15 protein-coding genes, 1 tRNA gene and 2 pseudogenes are annotated in these 22282 nt (G+C 44.8%); 11 read left to right on the top strand and 7 right to left on the bottom strand.

The window, feature by feature from the left end:
• Positions 1 to 423: 423 nt before the first annotated feature.
• Positions 424 to 717: pseudogene (locus FM037_RS29815) on the bottom strand (transposase); the annotation flags it as partial.
• Between the two features lie 46 nt (positions 718 to 763).
• On the opposite strand from FM037_RS29815, the gene FM037_RS24015 reads away from it, so the two are divergent.
• Positions 764 to 1897, top strand: a complete 1134-nt coding sequence (locus FM037_RS24015) for a Fic family protein (RefSeq protein ID WP_267874903.1) — start codon at positions 764 to 766, stop codon at positions 1895 to 1897.
• Between the two features lie 83 nt (positions 1898 to 1980).
• Here the strand turns inward: FM037_RS24015 and FM037_RS24020 are convergent.
• Positions 1981 to 2065, bottom strand: a tRNA-Leu gene (locus tag FM037_RS24020).
• A gap of 349 nt (positions 2066 to 2414) precedes the next feature.
• Between FM037_RS24020 and FM037_RS24025 the strand changes: the two genes are divergently transcribed.
• Positions 2415 to 2543, top strand: a complete 129-nt coding sequence (locus tag FM037_RS24025; RefSeq protein ID WP_144048078.1) for a DUF3149 domain-containing protein — start codon at positions 2415 to 2417, stop codon at positions 2541 to 2543.
• 124 nt (positions 2544 to 2667) lie between these two features.
• Here the strand turns inward: FM037_RS24025 and FM037_RS24030 are convergent, their stop codons facing one another.
• Positions 2668 to 3279: a superinfection exclusion B family protein gene (locus tag FM037_RS24030; RefSeq protein ID WP_144048079.1), complete on the bottom strand. Its 612-nt coding sequence runs from the start codon at positions 3277 to 3279 to the stop codon at positions 2668 to 2670.
• 236 nt (positions 3280 to 3515) lie between these two features.
• Between FM037_RS24030 and FM037_RS24035 the strand changes: the two genes are divergently transcribed.
• Entirely contained in the window at positions 3516 to 5129 is a 1614-nt protein-coding gene (locus FM037_RS24035) for a sensor histidine kinase (protein ID WP_144048080.1), read from the top strand.
• 42 nt (positions 5130 to 5171) lie between these two features.
• Here FM037_RS24035 and tcdA read toward each other — a convergent pair whose 3' ends face one another.
• Positions 5172 to 6011 carry a tRNA cyclic N6-threonylcarbamoyladenosine(37) synthase TcdA gene (gene tcdA, locus FM037_RS24040; protein ID WP_144048081.1) on the bottom strand — a complete coding sequence of 280 codons (840 nt, stop codon included), beginning with the start codon at positions 6009 to 6011 and terminating at the stop codon, positions 5172 to 5174.
• Positions 6012 to 6537: 526 nt separating this feature from the next.
• Here tcdA and FM037_RS24045 point away from each other — a divergent pair.
• Both FM037_RS24045 and FM037_RS24050 read left to right on the top strand, forming a co-directional pair.
• Positions 6538 to 7596 carry a porin gene (locus FM037_RS24045; protein ID WP_144048082.1) on the top strand — a complete coding sequence of 353 codons (1059 nt, stop codon included), beginning with the start codon at positions 6538 to 6540 and terminating at the stop codon, positions 7594 to 7596.
• A gap of 511 nt (positions 7597 to 8107) precedes the next feature.
• Positions 8108 to 9133 (top strand): porin, encoded by a 1026-nt coding sequence (locus FM037_RS24050; RefSeq protein WP_144048083.1) that lies wholly within the window; start codon positions 8108 to 8110, stop codon positions 9131 to 9133.
• Between the two features lie 227 nt (positions 9134 to 9360).
• Here the strand turns inward: FM037_RS24050 and FM037_RS24055 are convergent, their stop codons facing one another.
• Complete coding sequence (locus FM037_RS24055; RefSeq protein WP_144048084.1) at positions 9361 to 10035, bottom strand: thiopurine S-methyltransferase; 675 nt, start codon at positions 10033 to 10035, stop codon at positions 9361 to 9363.
• Positions 10036 to 10254: 219 nt separating this feature from the next.
• On the bottom strand, positions 10255 to 10608 hold the full coding sequence (locus tag FM037_RS24060) for a hypothetical protein (protein WP_144048085.1): 354 nt from the start codon (positions 10606 to 10608) through the stop codon (positions 10255 to 10257).
• Between the two features lie 320 nt (positions 10609 to 10928).
• On the opposite strand from FM037_RS24060, the pseudogene FM037_RS24065 reads away from it, so the two are divergent.
• A pseudogene (locus FM037_RS24065) lies at positions 10929 to 12760 on the top strand (protein kinase domain-containing protein).
• 27 nt (positions 12761 to 12787) lie between these two features.
• Here the strand turns inward: FM037_RS24065 and FM037_RS24070 are convergent.
• On the bottom strand, positions 12788 to 13369 hold the full coding sequence (locus tag FM037_RS24070) for an FxsA family protein (protein WP_144048086.1): 582 nt from the start codon (positions 13367 to 13369) through the stop codon (positions 12788 to 12790).
• Positions 13370 to 13759: 390 nt separating this feature from the next.
• On the opposite strand from FM037_RS24070, the gene cutA reads away from it, so the two are divergent.
• The 5 genes from cutA (at position 13760) to FM037_RS24095 (ending at position 22200) form a co-directional block, all read left to right on the top strand.
• Positions 13760 to 14074 (top strand): divalent-cation tolerance protein CutA, encoded by a 315-nt coding sequence (gene cutA / locus FM037_RS24075; RefSeq protein WP_144048087.1) that lies wholly within the window; start codon positions 13760 to 13762, stop codon positions 14072 to 14074.
• Between the two features lie 95 nt (positions 14075 to 14169).
• Positions 14170 to 16011 carry a protein-disulfide reductase DsbD gene (locus FM037_RS24080; protein ID WP_144048088.1) on the top strand — a complete coding sequence of 614 codons (1842 nt, stop codon included), beginning with the start codon at positions 14170 to 14172 and terminating at the stop codon, positions 16009 to 16011.
• Positions 16012 to 16133: 122 nt separating this feature from the next.
• Positions 16134 to 17759 (top strand): cation:proton antiporter family protein, encoded by a 1626-nt coding sequence (locus tag FM037_RS24085; RefSeq protein WP_144048089.1) that lies wholly within the window; start codon positions 16134 to 16136, stop codon positions 17757 to 17759.
• A 90-nt stretch (positions 17760 to 17849) separates the two neighbouring features.
• Positions 17850 to 18917: a TolB family protein gene (locus FM037_RS24090; protein WP_144048090.1), complete on the top strand. Its 1068-nt coding sequence runs from the start codon at positions 17850 to 17852 to the stop codon at positions 18915 to 18917.
• A 70-nt stretch (positions 18918 to 18987) separates the two neighbouring features.
• Positions 18988 to 22200: a glycoside hydrolase family 2 TIM barrel-domain containing protein gene (locus tag FM037_RS24095; RefSeq protein WP_229381004.1), complete on the top strand. Its 3213-nt coding sequence runs from the start codon at positions 18988 to 18990 to the stop codon at positions 22198 to 22200.
• Positions 22201 to 22282: the final 82 nt, after the last annotated feature.

A 22282-nucleotide genomic window follows, 5' to 3' on the forward strand; every position in this document is an offset into this window, starting at 1 on the left:
TCAACTGTTTATAAGCTTTAAGAATTAGTCTAGTTGGCCTGCTGTGCCGTGTCAGTGGATGCGCATTATAGGGATATCAGCCCAGAGCACAAGGGATTTTTCGATAAAAACAGACATATTCTCCCAACTGATATTTAAGCACAACGTACCCACTAATTACCCCCAGACTTATCCACAAAATGAACCAGCTTAAGGTATAAAACTAAGAGAGTTCTATACTCGCCTGTGTCGATGAATATCAAAATACCCTTGAACAGCTAACGTAGGTTTGAAGTGTTTAAAGAGGAACTGCAAACAGTGAAGACAATGATGAGCAGAAGCAGGTTAAATCTGAGCACTTACTAATATAGGTTGGTCTATATATGTGGGAAGTGCTACTTACTGCAGGATTATTTCAGTAGCCTCTCATACCAATTGGTATAATAATCTGGTCAGATTATCAAACTCATCATCTAGCTCCTTACTATGCCAGCCTGCACCATCCATGATCAGGACAGCGTGACGATCTGGAAAGGTCGCTTGAGAGATAAGTTTTAGGTGTTGGTACATTACCCCTTTGTTCACCCACGGAGTGATTAGTGCCTCCATATTACCATTAGCTGGACATACGGTGCCTAAAGCATAGGCATATTCAAACTGTTGCAGCCTCCCTCCCCTTGGACGACTTCCTTTTTGAGCCCATAAACGTGTCGCTGTATCTTGTTGGCCTATCCTAGCTTAAATATAAGCCGAGTCTCCTAAGTTTGTAAGCACTAATGCAAAGATAACTGTTCAGGCACTTACAAAAGACTGGCCTAACTTTATTTATGAAAAAGCTATCGTTATCCCCGCACTAGAATCATGCATACGAGCTGTGTCGCCATTAAAGCAATTGAGTGAGTTCCTCTCTTTTGAGCAACGTTTAGATTGGGAGGCTGCAATATTACTTGATGAAACACTAGCCTCCGCCAAAATTGAAGGAGAGTTATATGATCGAGACTCTGTTCGTTCTAGCATCGTCAATAAATTAGGCATTGGTAAAGGGAATAGGTTTAACCAACAAAGTGATGCAATGGTTGCGCTTTTATTATCTGCAATCCGTACGACAGAGCAACAAGTAAATCATGATGTCATAAAACATTGGCATCAAATGCTTTTCACTGTTGCACCGATAATCACACCTATGACTATCGGTGATTATCGTGATGACACGATACAGATAGTTGCGGGGCGATACGGTAAGCAACAAGTCCACTTTGAAGCGCCAGGTGCGGTAAATAGCGAAGTAGAGCAAGAGATGGGTCTATTTTTTAACTGGCTCAATACCTCATCAAACGAATCAACTTTTATCAGAGCTGCAATCGCTAAATTCTGGTTTGTCACTATTCACCCGTTTGATGACGGTAATGGTCGTTTATCTCGGATCATTGCGGAACGCTGTTTAGCCGAGGCAGAGTATACTAACCTACGTTTATTTTCTTTATCGTCAGCTTTTAAAAATCACCGCAATGAATACTATCAACAATTGGAGAATCATCAGCGTTGTGAGTTAATAAATCATCAGAGTATTGTAGATGAAAACAATCCCCTTTATTTAACCAAATGGATAATATGGTTTTTATCGATGGTAGAAATTGCAGCAATTGATGCTAAGAAAGAATTTGAACGAGTCATGCAAACAACTCGATTTTGGCAAAAAAACCAATTTACTGTATTTAATGCTAGGCAACAAAAAGTCGTTACTCAGCTATTAGAGACAACAGATTCTAGCGATGGTATTTCACGGAAAAAATATAAAGCTTTAACCAAAACAACCGATGCAACAGCCGCAAGAGATATAGGAGACCTAGTTGTAAAAGGGGTATTAGTTCCGATTGGAGAAAGACGTAGTCGACGCTACTTAATTCAAAAGAACTGATCTCCTAAAAGCAGTGCAGCCCTAGTTCAGACTAAATTACAGACATAAAAAAACCTGCTCGAAAGCAGGCTCATTTATTTGATTGGTACCGGAGGACGGACTTGAACCGTCACGCTCGAAAGCAACGGATTTTGAATCCGTCGTGTCTACCAATTCCACCACACCGGCTTATATCAAATAGACTAACCAAGATAGCTAATACCTCAGTAAGTGACGGGCATTATACCTTTGAGACGACTAATGGCAAGTCTTTAACAGCAGAAAAAAACTGACCGAACAATTTTCACTCTTATCTTAGTATTTCCAACTAATGCTAGCCGCTTATCTATCCAATTCTATTAGATTCCCCTGAGAAAACTAAATAAGCAAAAGCAGATGTAACTCATAATTTTAACAAAAACAATGTAATTTAATAATGATTCGGAGCGATTATTGATCAAGATCATCAAGCTCACATCAAAACAAGATTAGCTTAGGGATATGCAATACAAATAATTTTTTGAAAGAGGATTTCACTATGGCTTTCTGGTTAGATTTGATGTTTGGCAACGCTATCGGACTGATGTCAATGACCGTTATTTTCTGCACCATAGGCATCATGGGCTACTTGATGTGGATGTTTATTCAAAAGTCTAAGCCGGAATAAGCAAAAAACGATTTAGATGGATTTGCACCTTAAACAGGTGTTTTCCTAATGCAGTGGGGGCATATTGCTCCCACTTTTTTACACCTGATGCATAATATTTAGAAATCTAAACCTGACTAGGTATTTAGGCGGCGTGCTTTCTTGGTCCCGTCACATTATTAGCAAAAGTTGGTCTAGCTTTTATCAGGTTTTCCATCTCTTCCTGACTTGGCTCTCCAACCGGCAATCTTAGTACTTGTCGATTCAGATAAATTCTCGCACGCATCGAAATCTTATAATCAGCAGTAGATCCCTGTATTGCATAATGCTTTTGATTACCTAACATCTCGATGATGTTCGTCGTTAGTAGACTTTTAACCGCTGGTTCATTTTGAGGTAGAGTCAATACAGTCTCGCCCTGAAGGAAAAACTCACGTAAAAGAGCGCGCTCAGTCGGATCCAAGAGCCGCACCTTCTCCTCGATGACTTCAATAGTCCGCTTTGCTTTTAACGCACCGATTGCCTCATCTAAGAAATAATTCACCACTTGAGTAATCAAGTAAGCGATACCTATGATAAAACCTAATCCTATGAAAGAAGAGTTAGCACTGACCACAGCTTCTAAGTTCACTGCCGTCAAAATACCAACAGGTGCGAATAACAAGGCCCCACTCACAATAGCTAACCAAAGCATAGAGCTGAAAATCAGCTGTTTAGGGACCGATGGTTTAAATATCTGTGTCTTTATTTTCTGCATAAGGATACCTAGTGTCAAAAACCTGTACTTAAGCAAATTAAAAGCAAAATTAATGCCACAAGTTGACTAGAAATATTGATTGCCAACATTTGGGATTTTTTGTTAATTTTTAAGCAACTAAGTCACTCAATAGATGATTGGCAGACTATGCTTATGGAGGGATGCTTACTTTGACATAACTCGAAGGCGAAAGTGAGCTAGTCTGATTTAGCTTTCAATGCTCAAGAAAAGGATCCATGCATACTTTTACTAGCAGATTAATCAAAAGCCAGATAGGCCGAAAACTAACAATATCGATCATATTATTTAGTTCATTAATCACCTTGATCACCACAGGTTTTCAACTGGTAAATGACTATAAAGGCGATGTCAATCGTATCACTCGCCAATTTACCAGTATCGAAAAAGTTAACTTGGATGTGTTAGCGGCTAGTATTTGGGTGATAGATGAAAGATTGATAAACACTCAACTTAATGGCTTGATTCAGCTCCCCGACATCACCTATATTTCGATCAACGATGATAGCGGCCAAGTCTGGACCTCGGGTACCCCAACGCCTGAAAATACCATAGAAAAAACGTTCGAACTCTTCTATAGCTCGGGAAGTGACAGCATTGCCGTTGGTACCTTACTAGTTCAAGCGGATCTTAAAGCCGTTTACGAAAAACTGCTAGATAGAGCCATCATCATCTTACTTTCTAATGCCATAAAAACATTTATCGTCGCAGGTTTTATCCTCTTTTTAGTCTGGCACATGGTCGCAAGGCACCTACACACGCTCAGCCTCTATTGTCAGCGATTAGATCTAGATAGTCCTTTTGAACCGCTAAAATTCGATCAGAACAATAAGAAGGGAGACGAATTCCATCAAGTCTCATCGGCGATTAATACCATGCAACAACAACTGAGAACCTCATTTTCCGACATCAAAAAATCGAAACAGGATCTTCAAGATGCATTGACCGATAGAGAAAGATTATTAGCCCTAGAAACCAGCTATAAAGATGAATTGGCAAGTCAAGTAAAGGAGAGAACTCAAGAACTAGAACAATCACTCTTGGTGTTGAAACGGGCTCAAGAGGTACTAGTCGAACAGGAAAAGATGGCAGCATTAGGAGGCTTAGTCTCAGGAGTAGCACACGAAATTAATACCCCAATAGGGATCTGTTTAACAGCTGCAACCTCTCAGCTTGTGCATATCGAAGAGTTACTCTTACTCATACATGGTGAGAACACCACCTTAGAGGAGATTAACACCATATTAGAAGAGTATCAGGAGAGCTGTGAGTTAATTGTCAGTAATATCACTAAGGCTAGCACCCTGATACAGAAGTTTAAGACAGTAGCTGCTCAGCAGAGTCAGGAAGAATTGAAGACGTTCAATCTAAAGCAGGCTCTCATAGATAGTCATGAATCCATGAAGATCCTCTTCGATAAACAACAGGTTGAAGTACAGTTTGATCTCTCCCCTGAATTAGAGATAAAAACCAACCTGAGTCTACTCAAGCAGATCACCACCAATATTCTCTCCAACGCATATTCTCATGCATTTAAGAAGGTGGATAAGAGCATCATTATTATCCGGGCGAAATTAGTCGAGAATAATGTCAATATCTCGATACAAGACAATGGTTCAGGGATTTCTATAGATGCGGCAACTCATATTTTTGAGCCCTTCTATACGACTTCACGTAACGAAGGCGGAACAGGACTTGGACTCTCAGCCGCTTATAATGCCGCTATATTACTAAAAGGAAATATCAGGTTTGAGCCCGAATGTGAACTCGGCGGCGCTTGTTTCCTGCTCTCTTTCCCGATAACACAAGATTCAACAGACGATGAGTCTTAGCGGACATACCTCCAAATCGGCCAGCTGAATCAGTTCTAAGTTCTAGGAAGGATTATTAGCCTTGTTGGCAAGCTTTATCAACACTCTACTCGCGGCGACAAAACCAAATGTCCCGGTAACAACAGTCACGGCGCCGAAGCCTGAGGCACAGTCCATGCGCATGCTGCCGTCGACATTTGCCTTGCTGTTACAAACGCTACCATCAGCCTGAGGATACACCAATTGCTCGGTAGAAAACACGGCTTCGATACTGAATCGACGCTGTAAATTTTTAGAAAAATTATACTCACGTCTCAATAAATTACGTACTTTAGCTAACAGCGGGTCTTGATATGTCTTAGCGAGATCTGATATCTGAACCTGCGTCGGGTCAATTTGCCCGCCCGCACCGCCCACAGTAACTAAAGGCAACTTCTGTCTCTTGCACCAAGCTATCATCGCCGCTTTAGGTTTCACTGCATCTATACAATCGACAACATAATCTAAAACATCAGTTTGATCTTCTTTGGCGTACTTCTTACCAATAAAATATTCATCTAGATTGTCTGTAGTGATGAAATCCTCTACCTGATTCACCTTGCACTCAGGGTTAATCTGCAGAATACGTTGAGCCATGACTTCAACTTTAGACTCGCCTATGGTCTGCTTCAAGGCATGGATTTGACGATTGGTATTAGTGACACAAATATCATCAAGATCTATAAGAGTAATTTCACCTATACCACTCCTGGCCAAAGACTCCGCAACCCAAGTGCCAACACCACCGATGCCTACAACAGCAACATGAGATTGAGAAAATAGCGTTAATGCCTTCTGACCGTATAGACGAGCAATACCGGCAAATCGATTAAGATACGCTTCTGAAAGCACTTGATTATCCAACGAAATCTCCAAACAAAAATAAATGATAACTTGCAGAATTAGACTGCGTAACTCCCCCTATCTCACTCACACCTTTCCACTCAGATAGTATAGTGCTGAAAATAGAGTATTCACGCCATAAAGGTATGAGTCGGCAGATATTATCTCATTTGATAAATAAAGACTAAAAATTCCTGTCTTATTCAAGTGAAGGCTTGAACCACAGGTGTGAAAAATAGACACGCCAGTTAATAGGATTCATCAATTATTACAGTTCAGAAAAAGCTATCCTTTCATTGTTACCAAGTTAAATGTATGAGAATAAATCCTTGTGAAATAACGTGATGCAGAGAGCGGAAGATCCACCAAGTGTGACCAGCATCTCATAGGTTAGTTCCTTATTTATGACAGAATCAGTTCGAAACATACAGAATGTCAGCGTCATATTTAACCGTATTGTCACCCCTATAAGTTTTGAATCTAGAACCTAATGAAATGTTCATCAACTCCTCGGTTGATGATAAAAACTAGCAACAGGAAGACCCAAATGAAGAAAACTGTTCTGTCCGCCACAATTTTATCGACTCTAGCGATCACTTCTTTTTCTGCACTTGCAGACGGCCCAAATTTTTATGGCCGTGCCGATCTTGCTTTTACTCACTCTGACACAGGTATTGCGACCCAAAATCAGAAAGATGGCACCATTATTGAAAATAACTTCTCTTGGTTAGGGGTTAAGGGCACAGAAAGAATCAATGATGATCTGGAAGTTATCTACCAGATGGAATTTGGTGTGAGTAACTTCGATAACTCAGGTGATACGTTCGCAGCACGTAATACATATCTAGGCTTAAGAACTGTCGCTGGTACAGCATTAATAGGCCGTAACGATACGGTATTTAAAGCATCTGAAGGTGGCTTCGACCTCTTCGGTAACACCAACTCAGATATCGATCTCCTGGCTGCGGGTCAATCTCGTACAGCCGATGGTATCACTTACTATTCACCTAAAATTGCCGATCTGGTGACACTAAACGTAACTTACCTTGTTGAAGATAACTATGTTACTTACGACGATGAAGAACGTATCGCACCTGACAACATGTATGCATTAAGTGCAACCTTAGGTGACAAGGCACTAAAAGCGCAAAACTACTATCTTGCTGCGGCATATAATGACGGTATAGATGACGTTAAAGCTTACCGAGGTGTCGCGCAAGTCAGATTTGGCAATCTGATCTTGGGTGGTTTCTACCAAAACACCGAAAGCCTGGATGACAAACTAGCGCAGCTTGAAGGTGACACTTACTTTGTGAATGCCGCTTACGTAATAGGTAATCTTAAGCTAAAAGCCATGTATGGTAATGATAATTCAGGTCTAGGTAAGTTCGTTAGCCGCTCTATAGGTAATAGTGATGGAAGCTTAGAACAAGTTTCTGATGTCGATCTACAACAATTCAGTGTCGGTGCCGATTATCGCTTAAGTAAGAGCACACTGATCTATGGTCATTACACTAAATATGATGGCGATTTAAAGCTAAACAGCACTGCAACACACGATCTAAGCGATGAACTATTCACTATAGGTATGCGCTTCGACTTCTAATCCCAGTCAGGAGCTTTACCTCCAAGAGAGGCGACTTTTGAGTCGTCTTTTTTATACTTAAATTAGTAATACAAGCCGACATTCCGCCCACAAAAAAACACAATCTGGCTCACGTTCCAGTAGCCTCTAGATACCTTCCATAGCAGTAACCGCTTACTTTCCCAACACTTTAATGACAAGTTTTTTCAATTAGGTTACTGTTTTAGCATTAGCTTATGAAGTTTAGGCTAAATTAAACTTGAAACATATAGCACACATTAAGCGGTGATAATATTGCTATATTTCCAGCATCTGGACGAAATACAAGCTAAAAGGTCAAATTTGACACTAATTCTTATTGAACCAATCCTTTGACTGTAAAACTTTGATCTAGTCCACAATTTTATTGACATAAAACTGTAAAATTCGGCCCCATGTTTGCTGCAAGGATGGACCCTTGCAGCAAGAGCAATAAACCATAAATAACCATTATAAAATGGAAAAGAACCTAGGTTCTTGGGAGCACTTAAACATGAAAAAAACTCTAATATCTGCATCTGTTGCATCGATTTTAACTCTGGCATCATTCGGCGCACTAGCCGAGGGACCTAACTTCTATGGTCGTCTAGATCTATCTGTCACTAACTCAGATACAGGCGCTACCACTCAAGAAGGTAAAGACGGTACAGTACTGGAAACTAACTTCTCACACGTGGGTGTCAAAGGTAGCGAGACTATCGCTAAAGGTTTCGACGTCATTTATCAAATGGAATTCCAGGTTGAGAACACTTCTACAAATAAAGATGTATTTAAGGCCCGTAATACTTTCCTAGGCCTTAGAACCGAAGGCGGTACAGTACTTGTCGGTCGTAACGATACAGTATTCAAACAAGCCGAAGGCGGAGTCGATCTATTCGGTAACAGCAACGCAGATATCGACCGTCTAGTTGGTGGTCAGACTCGTGCTGCCGATGGTATCTGGTACTACTCTCCAAAAATCGCCGGTCTGGTCACGTTGAACGCCACTTACCTAATGGAAGACAACTATACAGATGCTGACGGTAAAGATTCTTACGAAGACCAGTACGCACTCAGTGCGACTATCGGTGATAAGAAGCTAAAAGCACAAAGCTATTATGCTGCTATAGCTTATAATACTATCGGTGGCATAGATGCTTACCGCGCCGTTGGTCAAGTTAAGCTAGGTGACTTCAAATTAGGCGGTCTGTTCCAAAATACAGAAAGCCAGACAAATCCAGATCAAGAAGGTAACTCTTACTTCGTCAACGTATCTTACAACCTAAACGGCGTTAACCTAAAAGCTGAATACGGTAAAGATGAAGCTGGTTTCGGTAAGTATTACAATAACATCACTGATATCCAAGGTTCTGACGCCAATGTTCAGGTGATCACTATCGGTGCCGACTACAAGGTTGCTAAGTCGACTCTGTTATATGGCCACTACGCTATGTACGAAGGTGACCATAAAGTTGGTGGTATGAAAATCGATCTAGAAGACGACAACATATTCACAGTCGGTGTACGTTACAACTTCTAATTTCGCTTCGCGAATTTAGCAAGAAAAAGCGACCTGATGGTCGCTTTTTAATGCTTAAAATAAGGGGATAAAAGCCAAAACGACGCTATTCCATGGCTAATCGACGCTTCGCTGGGAAAGCCAAGACGATGCCCTTTGGGTTGTTAGAAAGAATTGTCATCTAGATAATCAGGCAATGCCGTCGAATAGGCACAGCCGTCGTCTTTGCTCTACCTAGTCCCTAGGTTCTATGACCTTCTTTTAAGCTTATAAACCGATTCACTCAGCCAAGGTACGCCCTTGTTCACGAATCTTTGATTATCCATCAGTGCATCACCACAGCTGAGCAACTCGATCTCGAATGCATCTGACATATTCGTCATCACCCAATCTTCAGATACAGCAAATGGTGGGCCTTTAAGCGCCTCTTGGGGATAATCTAAGGTGATCAACAAGCCGATACTCTTGGGCGGTATGAGTGCGGAGATCTGCTCGACATAGGCAAGGCGCATAGACTCGGGCCAAGCGATTAATGCGGCGCGATCATAGAATGCATTTATTTCGGAAAACTGCTCGGGAGCTAAGCTGAATAGATCACCTTGCAAAATGGTCACCTGCTCGGTGGTAAACTTATTAATGGGCTCTAACGGCTCAATTTGGTGAGGCAAGTTATTTTCAGAGAAAAACTGCTCGACCGCCTTTTGACTCAACTCACAACCAAGTACATTGTGGCCCCGATCGGCTAAGTAACACATATCGAGGGACTTACCACACAGGGGAACAAACACATTGATGTCACAGCCAGAGCTATCATTGTCTAAAGCTAATTCTGGCCAGTATTTTATCAATAATACATTGACCTCACCCAAGTGAAAACCTAGATGCTTTGCATCCCACTTGTCATGCCAAAAACCGGGTTCCATATACCTGTCCTATTATACCAATTGTATTAATCTACCTTCAGCCTGGTACGAATAAGTACTCAAGGGTTGAAGAGCAGGAGCTATCATTGGTCGATACTCTAATAGGAATTCAGCTCGTGTGTAAAGCCTAGCTTAAATGTCTAACTTCAGGGCTTACGAGTATAGCTTGAGTAACAAGGGAAGTAAGACTCAAGCAATAGGCCAGATCACCCCGATAGATTAGTCAGTATAATCTATCGCCAACAGTTGTTGCGTCTTCCTCAGCCAAGAACAATTATCACATTCGCAGTTTCGTCTCGACAGATGATGCGGCGTGAGATTAGAGTCGATAAAATCGACGGCGATAAGCAACTGCTGCTTAATCTCTTTCGCCGACTTCTGCTCAACCGCGACCAATTCATCATTATGATTCATCCATGTGCATTCCATGCCTTGATGGCAATTGAGACATTGCTCATCGCTGGTATTGAAAAATCCAGCATGGGGGCAAGCGTTCAGCTCCATAGATTGTAAGATGCGTTTTCTGGGAAATTCCAGTAATTCAATTAATTGGGCCTTATCCATCTCCGGCATATGCCCTCCTCTTCAATGATGCCTCGCAACAAGGCTTGAGGCTAATTTCTTAGTGCAAGCGACTCCTTGCCTGTTAATTAAAAGATTACATCCCAAGGTTTAAAGCTGAATTGATTTAGGTCAATAACGGCCTCGAAAAAATGCCATAGGAGACAAAAATCTACCTAGAGAAACAATTTCAAGATATCGGGTTACACCGTATGTTAAAAATCGGCTTTCATGGATTACCTGACTGATAGCTATGAGCCTCGCATTTTATGTAACATTAGATCTATACTGACTCTCGATCTTACTTCAGCGAATGAGCATTATCTTCCTCAATGGCCACATCAAAACAGACGACTCCTGAACCCACTCCTCAACTGCAGCACTTCTATATATCTGAAGAGCAATCCATCTATCTACTCAAGGCAAACGATGCGCGAAAGCACAGAGCTTGGATAAGGTTATGTAAGCAACAGTTGGGAAAATTGGGGTATGTCGACCTGGAGCTAGTGGGTAAAGGTGCCTACGGTTTCGTGTTTGCAGGGATAAACCCTCAGGGTGAGTCCCATGTGTTTAAATTCTCTCGGGTCACCTTGCCACAGAATGTGCAAGACAGGCTGGAAGAGGAAGCCTTCATGCTGGCTCAGGTCAAGCATCCTAATGTCCCACCCGCCATCAAGTTTGCCCATGCCGGTCAGCAAGGAATATTAGTCATGGCCAGAGCTCCGGGAGAAGATCTGGAACAACTCTGTCTCAAACGAGGTGCATTACCCGCTCATATGGTGATGAGTATCGCTAGGCAGCTTGCTCATGTACTTCAGTATCTTCATCATGGCCGACCCTTAGTTCACGGTGATATCAAGCCTTCGAATTTAGTCTATGATGTCAAAAATAATCACCTATCCCTCATAGATTGGGGCTCGGCCGTGTTCGCCCAACGAGACGCTCAAGGGAATCCGGTCAATGGTAACGTCATGGACCTGCTCTCCAGTGATCATCAGCATACCAACGCCAGAATGGGCGATGTCTATTTTATCGGCGAAGAGCAGCTGAGTGGTGCACTGTCCAGTACTCGCTTCGATGAGCAAGGTGTTGCGGCGACCCTTTATGCCATCGCATCCGGACAATCCAGCCGTTTTGGCAGCAAGGTCATAAAAGCCACCTCAATCGGCCTCCCGGTAGAGCTGGCCAGAACCTTAGACGGCATGCTCAGTGATGATCCCGAGCAGCGTAAGCGTGCTGGTAATTACTTCCTCAAGAGTATGCTTCATAGTCATAGACTGCATCTGCCAGATATCCAAAATCCTGCACTAATTGAAGAGATACCTATCTGGGAGCTCTCTAAAGGCCGAGATGTAGAAACGGTGATCTATAGCTCCAGGAAGTCATTCCTTAAGGAGCACAACACGGAAGATCCCATCGAGAAGATAGACGACCTGCAACTGGAAAAATATTACCGTAATTTCATGGCGGGCATGGGAGACACAGAGAAAGGCTTTATCGCTGCCGTTGGCCGCTTAAGTCAATACTCAATTGTTGGAGGCTTAGCTATCCATTGGCGAGAAACCGGCATTTTTGTTGACTCAAATCTGGCTCTCTACAACGCCGATGAGAAACAAGCACTAATATTAGCCGTTAATAACATGGTGACTCTGGCCAGAGGCATTCGCCGCATTGGTGTCTTCAAGGCTTGTTTCTTCAATGCCCGAGACACACTCCACCTGGAACGTGACGACACCAGTACACCGTTTGATATCGACCCTGAGCAACAACTACCATTCGAGGTCGGTAGCGCCCCCTCACAGGAAGATAAGTCTCGCCTGCACTCCTATTTCGAAGATGGCCGGGATCCGGACGAAAACCTTGAACTCCCCCCGAGATAATGACCGAACTGGCCTGGATAAATAAGATCCACCACACAGGTTGCATCATCTTCGAGGTGCTACCTAATCATATGAAGATCCACAGCTATTTAAGATTGCTCAATCCCAGAAAACAGGCGGCATTTCGCGCCAGCTTAAACAGAATATTGAGTCATGTGGGTAAGATCCAGGGGAAAGGCGTATCTGGGTTTATGAAACTCCCCTACAAGAATACGCGAAAATTTAGCCACATAAATAGCAGGGAAGAGTATTTTTATCCGAAGAATCCGAAAGAGATAAGTTGAAAAAGCTAAGACGACGCAACTTAATTGCTACTTCTTATCTTCCTTATTTTCATCTTTGCCATCCTGGATATGATGAATCTCGGGACGCTTGTCACTAGGATCGGGTTTATTTTCGAAATCCCCATCGAAGGTATCGCCACCTTCGGGGTTTCTGCCCTGACTAGGACCTTGGCCTTGATTACCGAATGGATTGCCGCCTTGATTTGGACCACCCGAACCAAAGCCTGCTTGAAACCCACCATTGGCGGCAACTTTCACCTGCATACGTTTATAGAGAAAACCGGCGACAGGAATACGAGTGAAGGGCGTTAAGAGCACCAAACCGATAAAATCGGTAACGAACCCAGGGATCAATAGGAGTAAACCGGCGACCGCCAACATCATACCTTCGACGATCTCTTGCCCTGGAGCCTCGCCTCGTGACAGCTTCTGCTGTACCTGCATTAAGGTACTTATGCCTTGACTGCGGACCAAAGAGACACCGACGATAGCAGTAAAGAAGACCAAACCTACGGTAGTCCAGCTACCTAAAGATTCGCCCACACTGATCAGTACATTCAGTTCAATGACTGGCACCAGAACGAAAATAACTAATAAAAGAAAAAACACACTGACCTCACAAATCCTGACGATGAATAAACATTATTTTACCCAATATGAAACCTAAATGGGGGTTTGCAGGTCTATTTTCAAGTAAGACTGAAATAAGACATGGGGATAACCATGGCAAATAGTCTACTCATAAAATGGGCATTGAATACGAGTATGAGTCAATTTGCAATCGAGTTGAAGACTTAACCTAGGTAAAGCTCACTATTTTAGCAATGCCATAATGCAAGCAGGCTTTAATAAACGTAAAGTATGACGTATAAGCGACTGAAACACGTTAGAGTACGACGTTTTACTGAGTTCTAGTTAGGTTTTATTGGATTTGAACACACTCAGCTCACCAATGTTCCTTAAACCAGTTCTGATTTTCGATGGGAGATCCACTGAAAGATGCAAGATGAATTGCTGTTAGTCATGACCACATGCCCCACTCAAGAATCGGCCACTCAACTGGCTAAGGTTTTAGTAGAGGACAATATTGCCGCCTGTATACAGATATCATCTCCGGTGACATCTATCTATCGGTGGGAAGGGAGCGTCTGTCAGGAACAAGAGTTTTCACTGCAGATCAAATGTTTATCCAAAAACTATTCGACTCTGGAAGCAAAGATTCAAGCACTTCATCCCTACCAAGTACCCGAGCTAATCACACTTGCGATCACTGGGGGCTTACCAGCCTACTTAGATTGGATCCGTGAAACTTGATACTATGTGCAAGCTCAGGGGCCCTTTATTGAGGCTCGGAATGTTCAGCCAAAATTAACCGTCTGTTTTAAATGAAAAAAAGAAACCACGCAACCATGAAAAAATTAGTCACCTTAGCTATTTCATTAATCTTTACTTCCCTGCTGTTAACGCCGTTAGCTTACAGCGAGGGGATCTTCAGCAACAATAAGTTCGACTTCCTCAAAGGTGAACCTAAGTTGATGCCTGTGAATGAAGCCTTCGTCTTCGATTTCAAACAAGAAGATGAGCGGCTCACCGTCAGTTGGGTCATTGCCGATGGTTATTACATGTACCGCGACAAGCTCAAATTTGAAGCCGATGGTGCAACATTGGGTGAGATATCGATTCCACAGGGAAAAGATCACACAGATGACTATTTTGGCAAGCAAGAGGTCTATTACTCTTATGTTGAGATCCCCATTGCCATCCGAGAGGCTAATGAAGGCGGCACAGTTAACGTCACATTTATGGGTTGTGCCGAAGGCAAGCTATGTTTCCCTCCGACCAAGAAAACCGCCTTACTCAGTAAGGTCGTAGCCAATGACGGTTTACTCACCGGCGAGCTTCCCACAGGTGAGAAACTTGTTGATACGCAAGTCATTGCCGACTCGACAATCGCCCAGGCTCCGATCACCCAGCAAGATAGCCTAAGCCAGATGTTGTCCGGTGACAGTCTGTTGTGGACTCTCGTCATCTTCTTCGGGCTCGGTATCGGCTTGGCACTGACCCCTTGCGTGTTCCCCATGTACCCTATCCTATCCGGGATCATAGTCGGTCAAGGCAAGAAACTGTCTACGGCCAAGGCCTTCAGCCTGTCAATGGTCTACGTCCAGGGCATGGCGATCACTTACTCATTGCTCGGACTCGTCGTCGCCTCGGCGGGAATGAAGTATCAGGCCGCGCTGCAACACCCAGTGGTACTGATAGTGTTGGCCATCTTGTTCTTCGTCCTTAGCCTATCGATGTTTGGCCTCTATGAGCTAAAACTGCCGTCCAAATGGCAGGAGAAGATGAACAAGTTCTCCAATAACCAGAAAGGCGGCAATGTGATTGGCGTCTTCATGATGGGAGTTATCTCAGGCCTGGTTGCCTCGCCTTGTACTACCGCCCCCCTATCCGGCGCACTTGTGTATGTGGCACAGACCGGAGATCTGCTGCAAGGCTTCCTGGCCCTCTATGTGTTAAGCATGGGCATGGGCTTACCTCTGCTGATCATAGGTACATCAGGCGGTAAGTTACTGCCAAGAGCCGGTCACTGGATGGATGTCATCAAGACCGTCTTTGGCTTCCTGCTCATCGCCGTTTCTATCGTCATGATAGGTCGAATCTGGCCGGGACTGGTTTCAGATATCTTCTGGTCTATCTGGGGAGTCACCTTAGTCGGCTACCTGATGCACCAAAACAAGCTCACCGAGTTTAACTGGAAGCAAACGACCCGTTCAGTTCTGCTGACCTTGATACTACTTGCCAGCTTCTCTTACGGCTTTCAGGCTGTGATGACTCACTTGGGTCATCAAGCCCCAGGCGCATCAGCTATCTCAGAGCAACATATATCTCACAAGCGCATCAAGTCGCTGGATGACTTAAACGCCGAAGTAGCAAAAGCCGCGGCTCAGGGCAAGCCTGTGATGTTAGACCTCTATGCCGATTGGTGTGTAGCCTGCAAGGAATTTGAAGCCATCACCTTCAAAGATCCTCAAGTTCAGGCCCGTCTGGCTAACTTGGTATTCCTTCAGGCTGACGTCACTAAGAATGATGATATCGATATTGAACTGCTGGAACACTATGATGTGCTCGGCCTACCTACGCTACTGATGTTTGACGCATCGGGCCAAAGCCGGGACGACTTAAGAGTCACAGGTTTTATGAAGCCTGCAGCGTTTTCTAAGCACTTAGATCTACTCTTGAACCAGTGATACGGGTCCTACAACCTAGATCTTAGGATCTAGGTTGTTCTTCTTTGGCATAATATTCATTTAAACTTCATCAAATTCTTATACAATAAGAGGTAGTTAACTCAAACTCGTTCAGGAGAAACATGGAACCCGCCATCTTAATCATCACTCTGGCCTGTGGCATGCTTGTCAGCCGAGTCGGACTGCCGCCTTTAATAGGCTATCTCGTTGCGGGTTTTGTACTATTTCTGTTTGGCATAGATGAATCCAGCCTGCCCCTATTAGAGCAACTTGCCGAATTAGGTGTCACCCTGCTGCTTTTCGCCATCGGCCTGAAGTTAGACATCAGGAGCCTGTTTAAAGCCGAGGTTTGGGCAGGTTCCAGCCTACACATGATGGGATCCATGCTATTTTTTATCCCGCTGCTTAAGCTCTTAGGCATGATAGGGCTAGATCAACTCACCGGCCTGGATTTCAATCAGCTAGCCCTGCTAGCCTTCGCCTTGAGCTTCTCCAGTACCATCTTTGCGGTAAAAGTGCTGGAAGATAAGGGTGACATGCAGTCTCTCTATGGACGAGTCGCCATAGGTATTCTCATCATGCAGGATATCTTCGCAGTCGCCTTCCTGACGATATCAAAGGGGGATATCCCCTCGGTGTGGGCCTTTGGTTTACTCCTACTTCCCTTTGCTAAGCCGCTAATCTACAAGGCTTTCGACCGTGTCGGCCACGGTGAACTCTTAGTACTGTTTGGCCTGGTCATGGCTCTGGTTCTCGGTGGTTGGTTATTTGAAGCTGTCGGCCTTAAACCCGACCTAGGCGCCCTGATCATTGGCATCTTACTCGCCGGTCACCCCAAGTCTTCTGAGCTGGCAAAGTCCCTGTTCTATTTCAAGGAACTCTTCCTGGTTGCCTTCTTCCTGACTGTCGGTCTCAACGGCCTGCCTAGCGTCTCAGACATAGGTCTGGCGACCATCTTAGTGTTAGTGATCCCATTGAAGATAGGCCTGTTTCTCTATCTTCTGACCCGTTTCAAACTCAGATCCCGTACCTCACTCATGACCTCATTTAACTTAGGTAACTATAGTGAGTTTGGCTTGATCGTCGCGGCGGTAGCCACCAGCAAGGGCTGGCTGCCCCCACAATGGATGGTGATCTTGGCTGTCGCCTTGAGCATCAGCTTCCTGTTGGCGGCACCTTTGAATGCAATTTCCAGTCGTCTATATCAGAAATACCAAAGCCGATTACAGCAGCTTGAAAAGCATCCTCTTCACCCTGAAGATCGTCAGATCCCAGTAGGCAACCCCCGCTTTTTAATCTTAGGGATGGGACGAATAGGCAGTGGTGCCTATGATGAATTAGCAGCCAAGTTCGACGGCGAGATCTTAGGCATAGAACATAAACAGGATCTGGTCGATTATCATAAAGGCAAAGGACGTCACGTGGTTCAGGGAGATGCCTCAGATACCGATTTTTGGGAGAAACTCGAACATGCTCCCAATCTCGACCTGGTACTGCTAGCCATGCCTCACCATATAGGTAACTTGTTTGCTGCCGAACAGCTACGCAGGCTAGATTACAAGGGCAAGCTAAGTGCCATCGTTCAATATACTGAAGATGGGGAGTCTTTAAAGGAATCTGGTGTCCACAGTATCTATAACCTCTATGAAGCCGCCGGTGCCGGTTTTGTCGATCACGTGGTCAACGACCTGCTTCCAGAGTCCCATGTCGCTCGGTCTAACGCCGAAGAGATAAAGAATAAGGCTTAATGTACACTCAAGAAAAACCGATATTGTATACATTATCCTAACAATCTAGTATGGTATTTCCTATCTGCATAAGATGGGAAATACCTTGCTGTGAACCAAGCCAATACAGACTTAACCCAAAGTAATATAACCGCTCCACGGCGCGCTAATTCCTCTAGCCTGAGGAAGCGGTCTAGTCTGCTGTTTCAAACTCGGCTCTGTGTCTTAATTACACTATTCACCTTAGTCACCTCTCCTTCAATCGCCGCAGGCTATGATATTTGGATCTATCCTCTCCAGCTGAATAAGCAAACTGCCAGCTGGCTGCTCGGCGCCCCCAAGCAGGTATCGAATCGAGACGGCTATGACAATCAGCCCGCATTTAGCGCCGATAGCCAGAGTCTGGTGTTTGCATCGGATCGGGGCGCTGAGCACAACGACATCTTTCGATACTACTTAGATAAAAACGCTGCAACTCAGATAAAGCAACTGACGTTTACACCAGATGAGAGCGAATACTCACCCCAGCCACTCACGTATAAGCTGTCAGGTAAAGAATCATCAGCAACCGCAGATGGAATTCGTTATATCGTCGAACAAGGCGTGCCCCACCAGAGTGTTTGGCAGCAAGAGGCCAACAAACCCAGAGCTCGCGCCATCAATAGCATGATCCCAACGGGCTACTATGCTCAGCATCCCGAGTTCGGCACCTTACTCTGGGCACGTTATGCATATAGCCTCTATTTCGAAGCCAGTTCCTTGTCTGATGAGTCGATATCCGGCGCCGATGAACGCCATTTTGTGGTGGCAAACGCCGGACGCAGCATACATGTAATTCCCAACGATAAAGCTTTCAGCTACCTGCATAAGCAACAAGATGGCGACCGTGTCATCAAGCGTTTCGACCCCCTTTCCGGCAGTCACACACCTCTGATCTCCGTCGATAATGGCAGCGAAGATTACGCCTGGAGCAATAACGGCTGGATCTTCAACATAGATAAGAACCACCTCAGGGCCTGGCCATCAGCATCAGCATCAGCATCAGCAAAGAGTAAAGCTGATAACCCTTGGCAAGCCGTCGCTACTTTACCGCAGCCATCAGAGCAACACGTTCACGCCTCAAGAATAGCTATCAGCCCGGATCTACAACATATTGCTATCGTATGGAGCAGGAAATGAATGCCCAGAAATAAAAATTAATCAACAAAATCAATATTATGAAGATAACAATAACAAAGGAAGATTAGCCTTGATACCTAACGCATTAATGCCGGAAGAGTTAACGTCTTACCGAGCTAAGAAAAACAAGTTAACTCAGCTGATAACCGCCTGCCTTATCTGTTTGAGTCTTCCCGCCCAGCTCGCCTTGGCTGCCGATCGTTGGCAAGACCACACCATCTTTGAAGTGAATAAAGAAGCCCCCCACGCCAGCTTTTTTCCATACAGCTCGGTCAGCAAGGCCACTAAAGATGAGTATCGTAACAGTAGCAACTTTTTGGATCTTAACGGGATCTGGCACTTTCATTACGCCAAAAACCCTAAGTCTGCGCCGTCCGACTTTGCCAGCGCCTCCTTCGATGAGTCAGGCTGGAGCACAATTGCAGTTCCCGGCAACTGGGAAACTCAGGGCTATGGCCATGCCATCTACTTAGATGAACGCTACCCCTTCACTACGACCTGGCCAAATGCGCCAACAGATCACAACCCCACAGGCAGCTATCGACGGGAAATCACCTTGCCGGAAAACTGGAACGCCAAGCAGGTCTTCTTCCATGTTGGCGCGGCGCGATCTTCCTTCACCTTGTTCGTCAACGGCAAGGAGGTGGGCTACAGTCAAGGCGCCAAGACCCCAGCCGAGTTTGATATCTCTGATTATTTGAAAGCGGGTAACAACCTGATCGCCATGAAGATCATCCGCTGGAGTGATGCCAGTTATCTTGAAAGCCAAGATATGCTGCGTATGAGTGGCATAGAGAGAGATGTTTATCTCTACGCCACCGAGCCGCAGCGAATTGTCGATATCGATGCAAGCTATAAACTCAACAACGATCTTAACCGCGCCGATATGACGCTGACACTCAAGCTAAAGAATCACAATAAAGAGCAGAAGGTCTCTTTGGATTACCGAATCGTCTCTCCCGCTGGCAGTGACATCGCTAAAGGGGCGAAATCACTCAGCTTAAACGGAGAGAGAGATGAGCAGTTCAAGTTTACACTCAAGCATCCTCAACTGTGGAGCGCCGAGACACCAGAACTGTATCAGCTTATCGTCAACCTAAGAGACCAGGATGGCGCATTACTCCAATCCAGTAGTCAGAAAATAGGCTTTCGCCGTATCGAGATAAGAGGCGGTCAGCTACTCGTCAACAACAAGGCCATCACAATACGCGGTGTCGACCGCCACGAAACCGATCCAATGACTGGTCATGTGGTTAGCCGTGAGAGCATGGAAAAAGATATACGCTTGATGAAGCAAAGTAACATCAACGCCGTGCGCTCGAGTCACTACCCTAACGATCCCTATTGGCTACAACTCGCCGACAAATATGGCATGTATATTATCGATGAAGCCAATATCGAATCCCATCCATTGGCAATCGATGAAAAGACTCAACTCGGCAATGAGATGAGCTGGCTGCCGGCCCACCAAGCTAGGGTCGAACGTATGCTGGAGCGCGACAAGAATCATGCCTCTATCATCATCTGGTCATTGGGCAACGAGGCGGGTGAAGGCAAGTTATTCGAGTCTCTTTACCACTGGGTAAAACAACGAGATCCCAGCCGCCCGGTCCAGTATGAACCGGCAGGTACTGAGGCCTATACCGACATAGTGGCCCCCATGTATCCGTCCATCGAACGCATAGAAAAATATGCTAAGAATAATAGCGACAGACCACTGATCATGATCGAATATGCCCATGCCATGGGTAATTCGGTGGGTAATTTACAAGATTACTGGGACGTCATCGAGCGCTACCCTAACCTGCAAGGTGGATTTATCTGGGATTGGGTCGATCAATCTCTGGCCTTCACCAATGATAAAGGCCAAAGATATTGGGCCTACGGCAAGGACTATGAACCAGATATGCCTACCGATGGCAACTTCCTCAATAATGGCCTAGTGGATCCCGACCGTAACCCTCATCCACACCTGAGCCAAGTAAAGAAGGTGTATCAGCCTATTGGATTCAGCAGTTTCCAGATAGATGGTGCCGAAATAAGCTTGACCCTGAGTAATAAATACGACTTCAAAGACACATCGGGTCTGGCGCTAAGTTGGTCACTGCAACAAGATGGTGTATCGATCTTCACTCGCCAAATTAAGATGCCGCTAATTCCAGCCGGAGAGAGTAAAACGATCAAATTCAAACTCGAATCTCAGCAGGCACAGAAGCTTAATAAACACTACGACTATCATCTGCTGGTCACCGCACTGGTCGATAGCCCACAACCCATGTTGCCCTCGGGTCACAGCTTGGCCTTCGAACAATTTGAGATCCAGCTAGCCTCTCCTGCGATAACCAAGTTCAGCCAAAGCAGTCGTATTAGCGAAACAGATGATTTATGGCTACTAAGTATGAATAAAAACAGCTACGCCATCTCGAAAGATACTGGTTGGCTAACCCAAGTTAACACAGGCGGAGAATCTCAGATAACCGCTCCTTTAATGGCAAACTTCTGGCGTGCACCGACAGATAATGATCTGGGTAATGGTCTGCCGAAGTGGGGTGGTGTTTGGCAGGACGCGGCCACTGAGCTTGAACTTGAATCTATCGAAAAAGTTAACAATAAGCGTCTTAGGGTCACCCAAGTCCATCCAACACTCGGCTTTAGTTTAGTCAGCCTCTACCGGCTCAATAACAAGGGTGAGCTAGTGATAAAGAGTCAATTTAAACCCGGTGACAAGGCACTACCAGATCTTCCCAGGTTTGGCTTTAGCACTCGACTGCCTTTCGATCGACGATTTATGAGTTACTTCGGTCGCGGCCCAGAAGAAACCTATGCAGACAGATCCACTGGGAATCCATTGGGTTGGTACCAATTGCCTATCGAGAAGCTATATCACCGCTACTCTCGCCCCCAAGAGACAGGCCAGCGAACTCAGGTGCGATATGCTGCTGTAACCAATAGTGAAGGCACAGGCTTAATGGCCGTCGCGGCCAAAGAGTTACAAACCAGCCTATGGCCCTTCTCTCAGACCGATATCGACTTTAGATCCGGTGATGCTCAAAGCTCGGCTTCGGGCTTAGTCCCTGTCACTCAGAACCATGGCGCCGAGATCCCGATTAGAGACTATGTGACCTGGAATATCGATTATAAACAGATGGGTGTAGGCGGAGATACCTCATGGGGCAGACAAGTCCATCAAGCTTATCGTATCCAGGCACAGCCCATAAATTTCGAGTTCAGGCTTGTTCCCATCGACTCGAGTAGCCAGCTGCAGCAACTAGCCAGAGACTAGTTGAAATCTGAGTTACCCGCTGATTTTAACGGTCGTAGGATAACTTTCCTCAGTAGAATTTAGTGCGAACATAAAATAAAAT

The sequence above is a fragment of the Shewanella psychropiezotolerans genome, from assembly GCF_007197555.1.
GTDB classification, from domain to species: Bacteria; Pseudomonadota; Gammaproteobacteria; order Enterobacterales; family Shewanellaceae; genus Shewanella; species Shewanella psychropiezotolerans.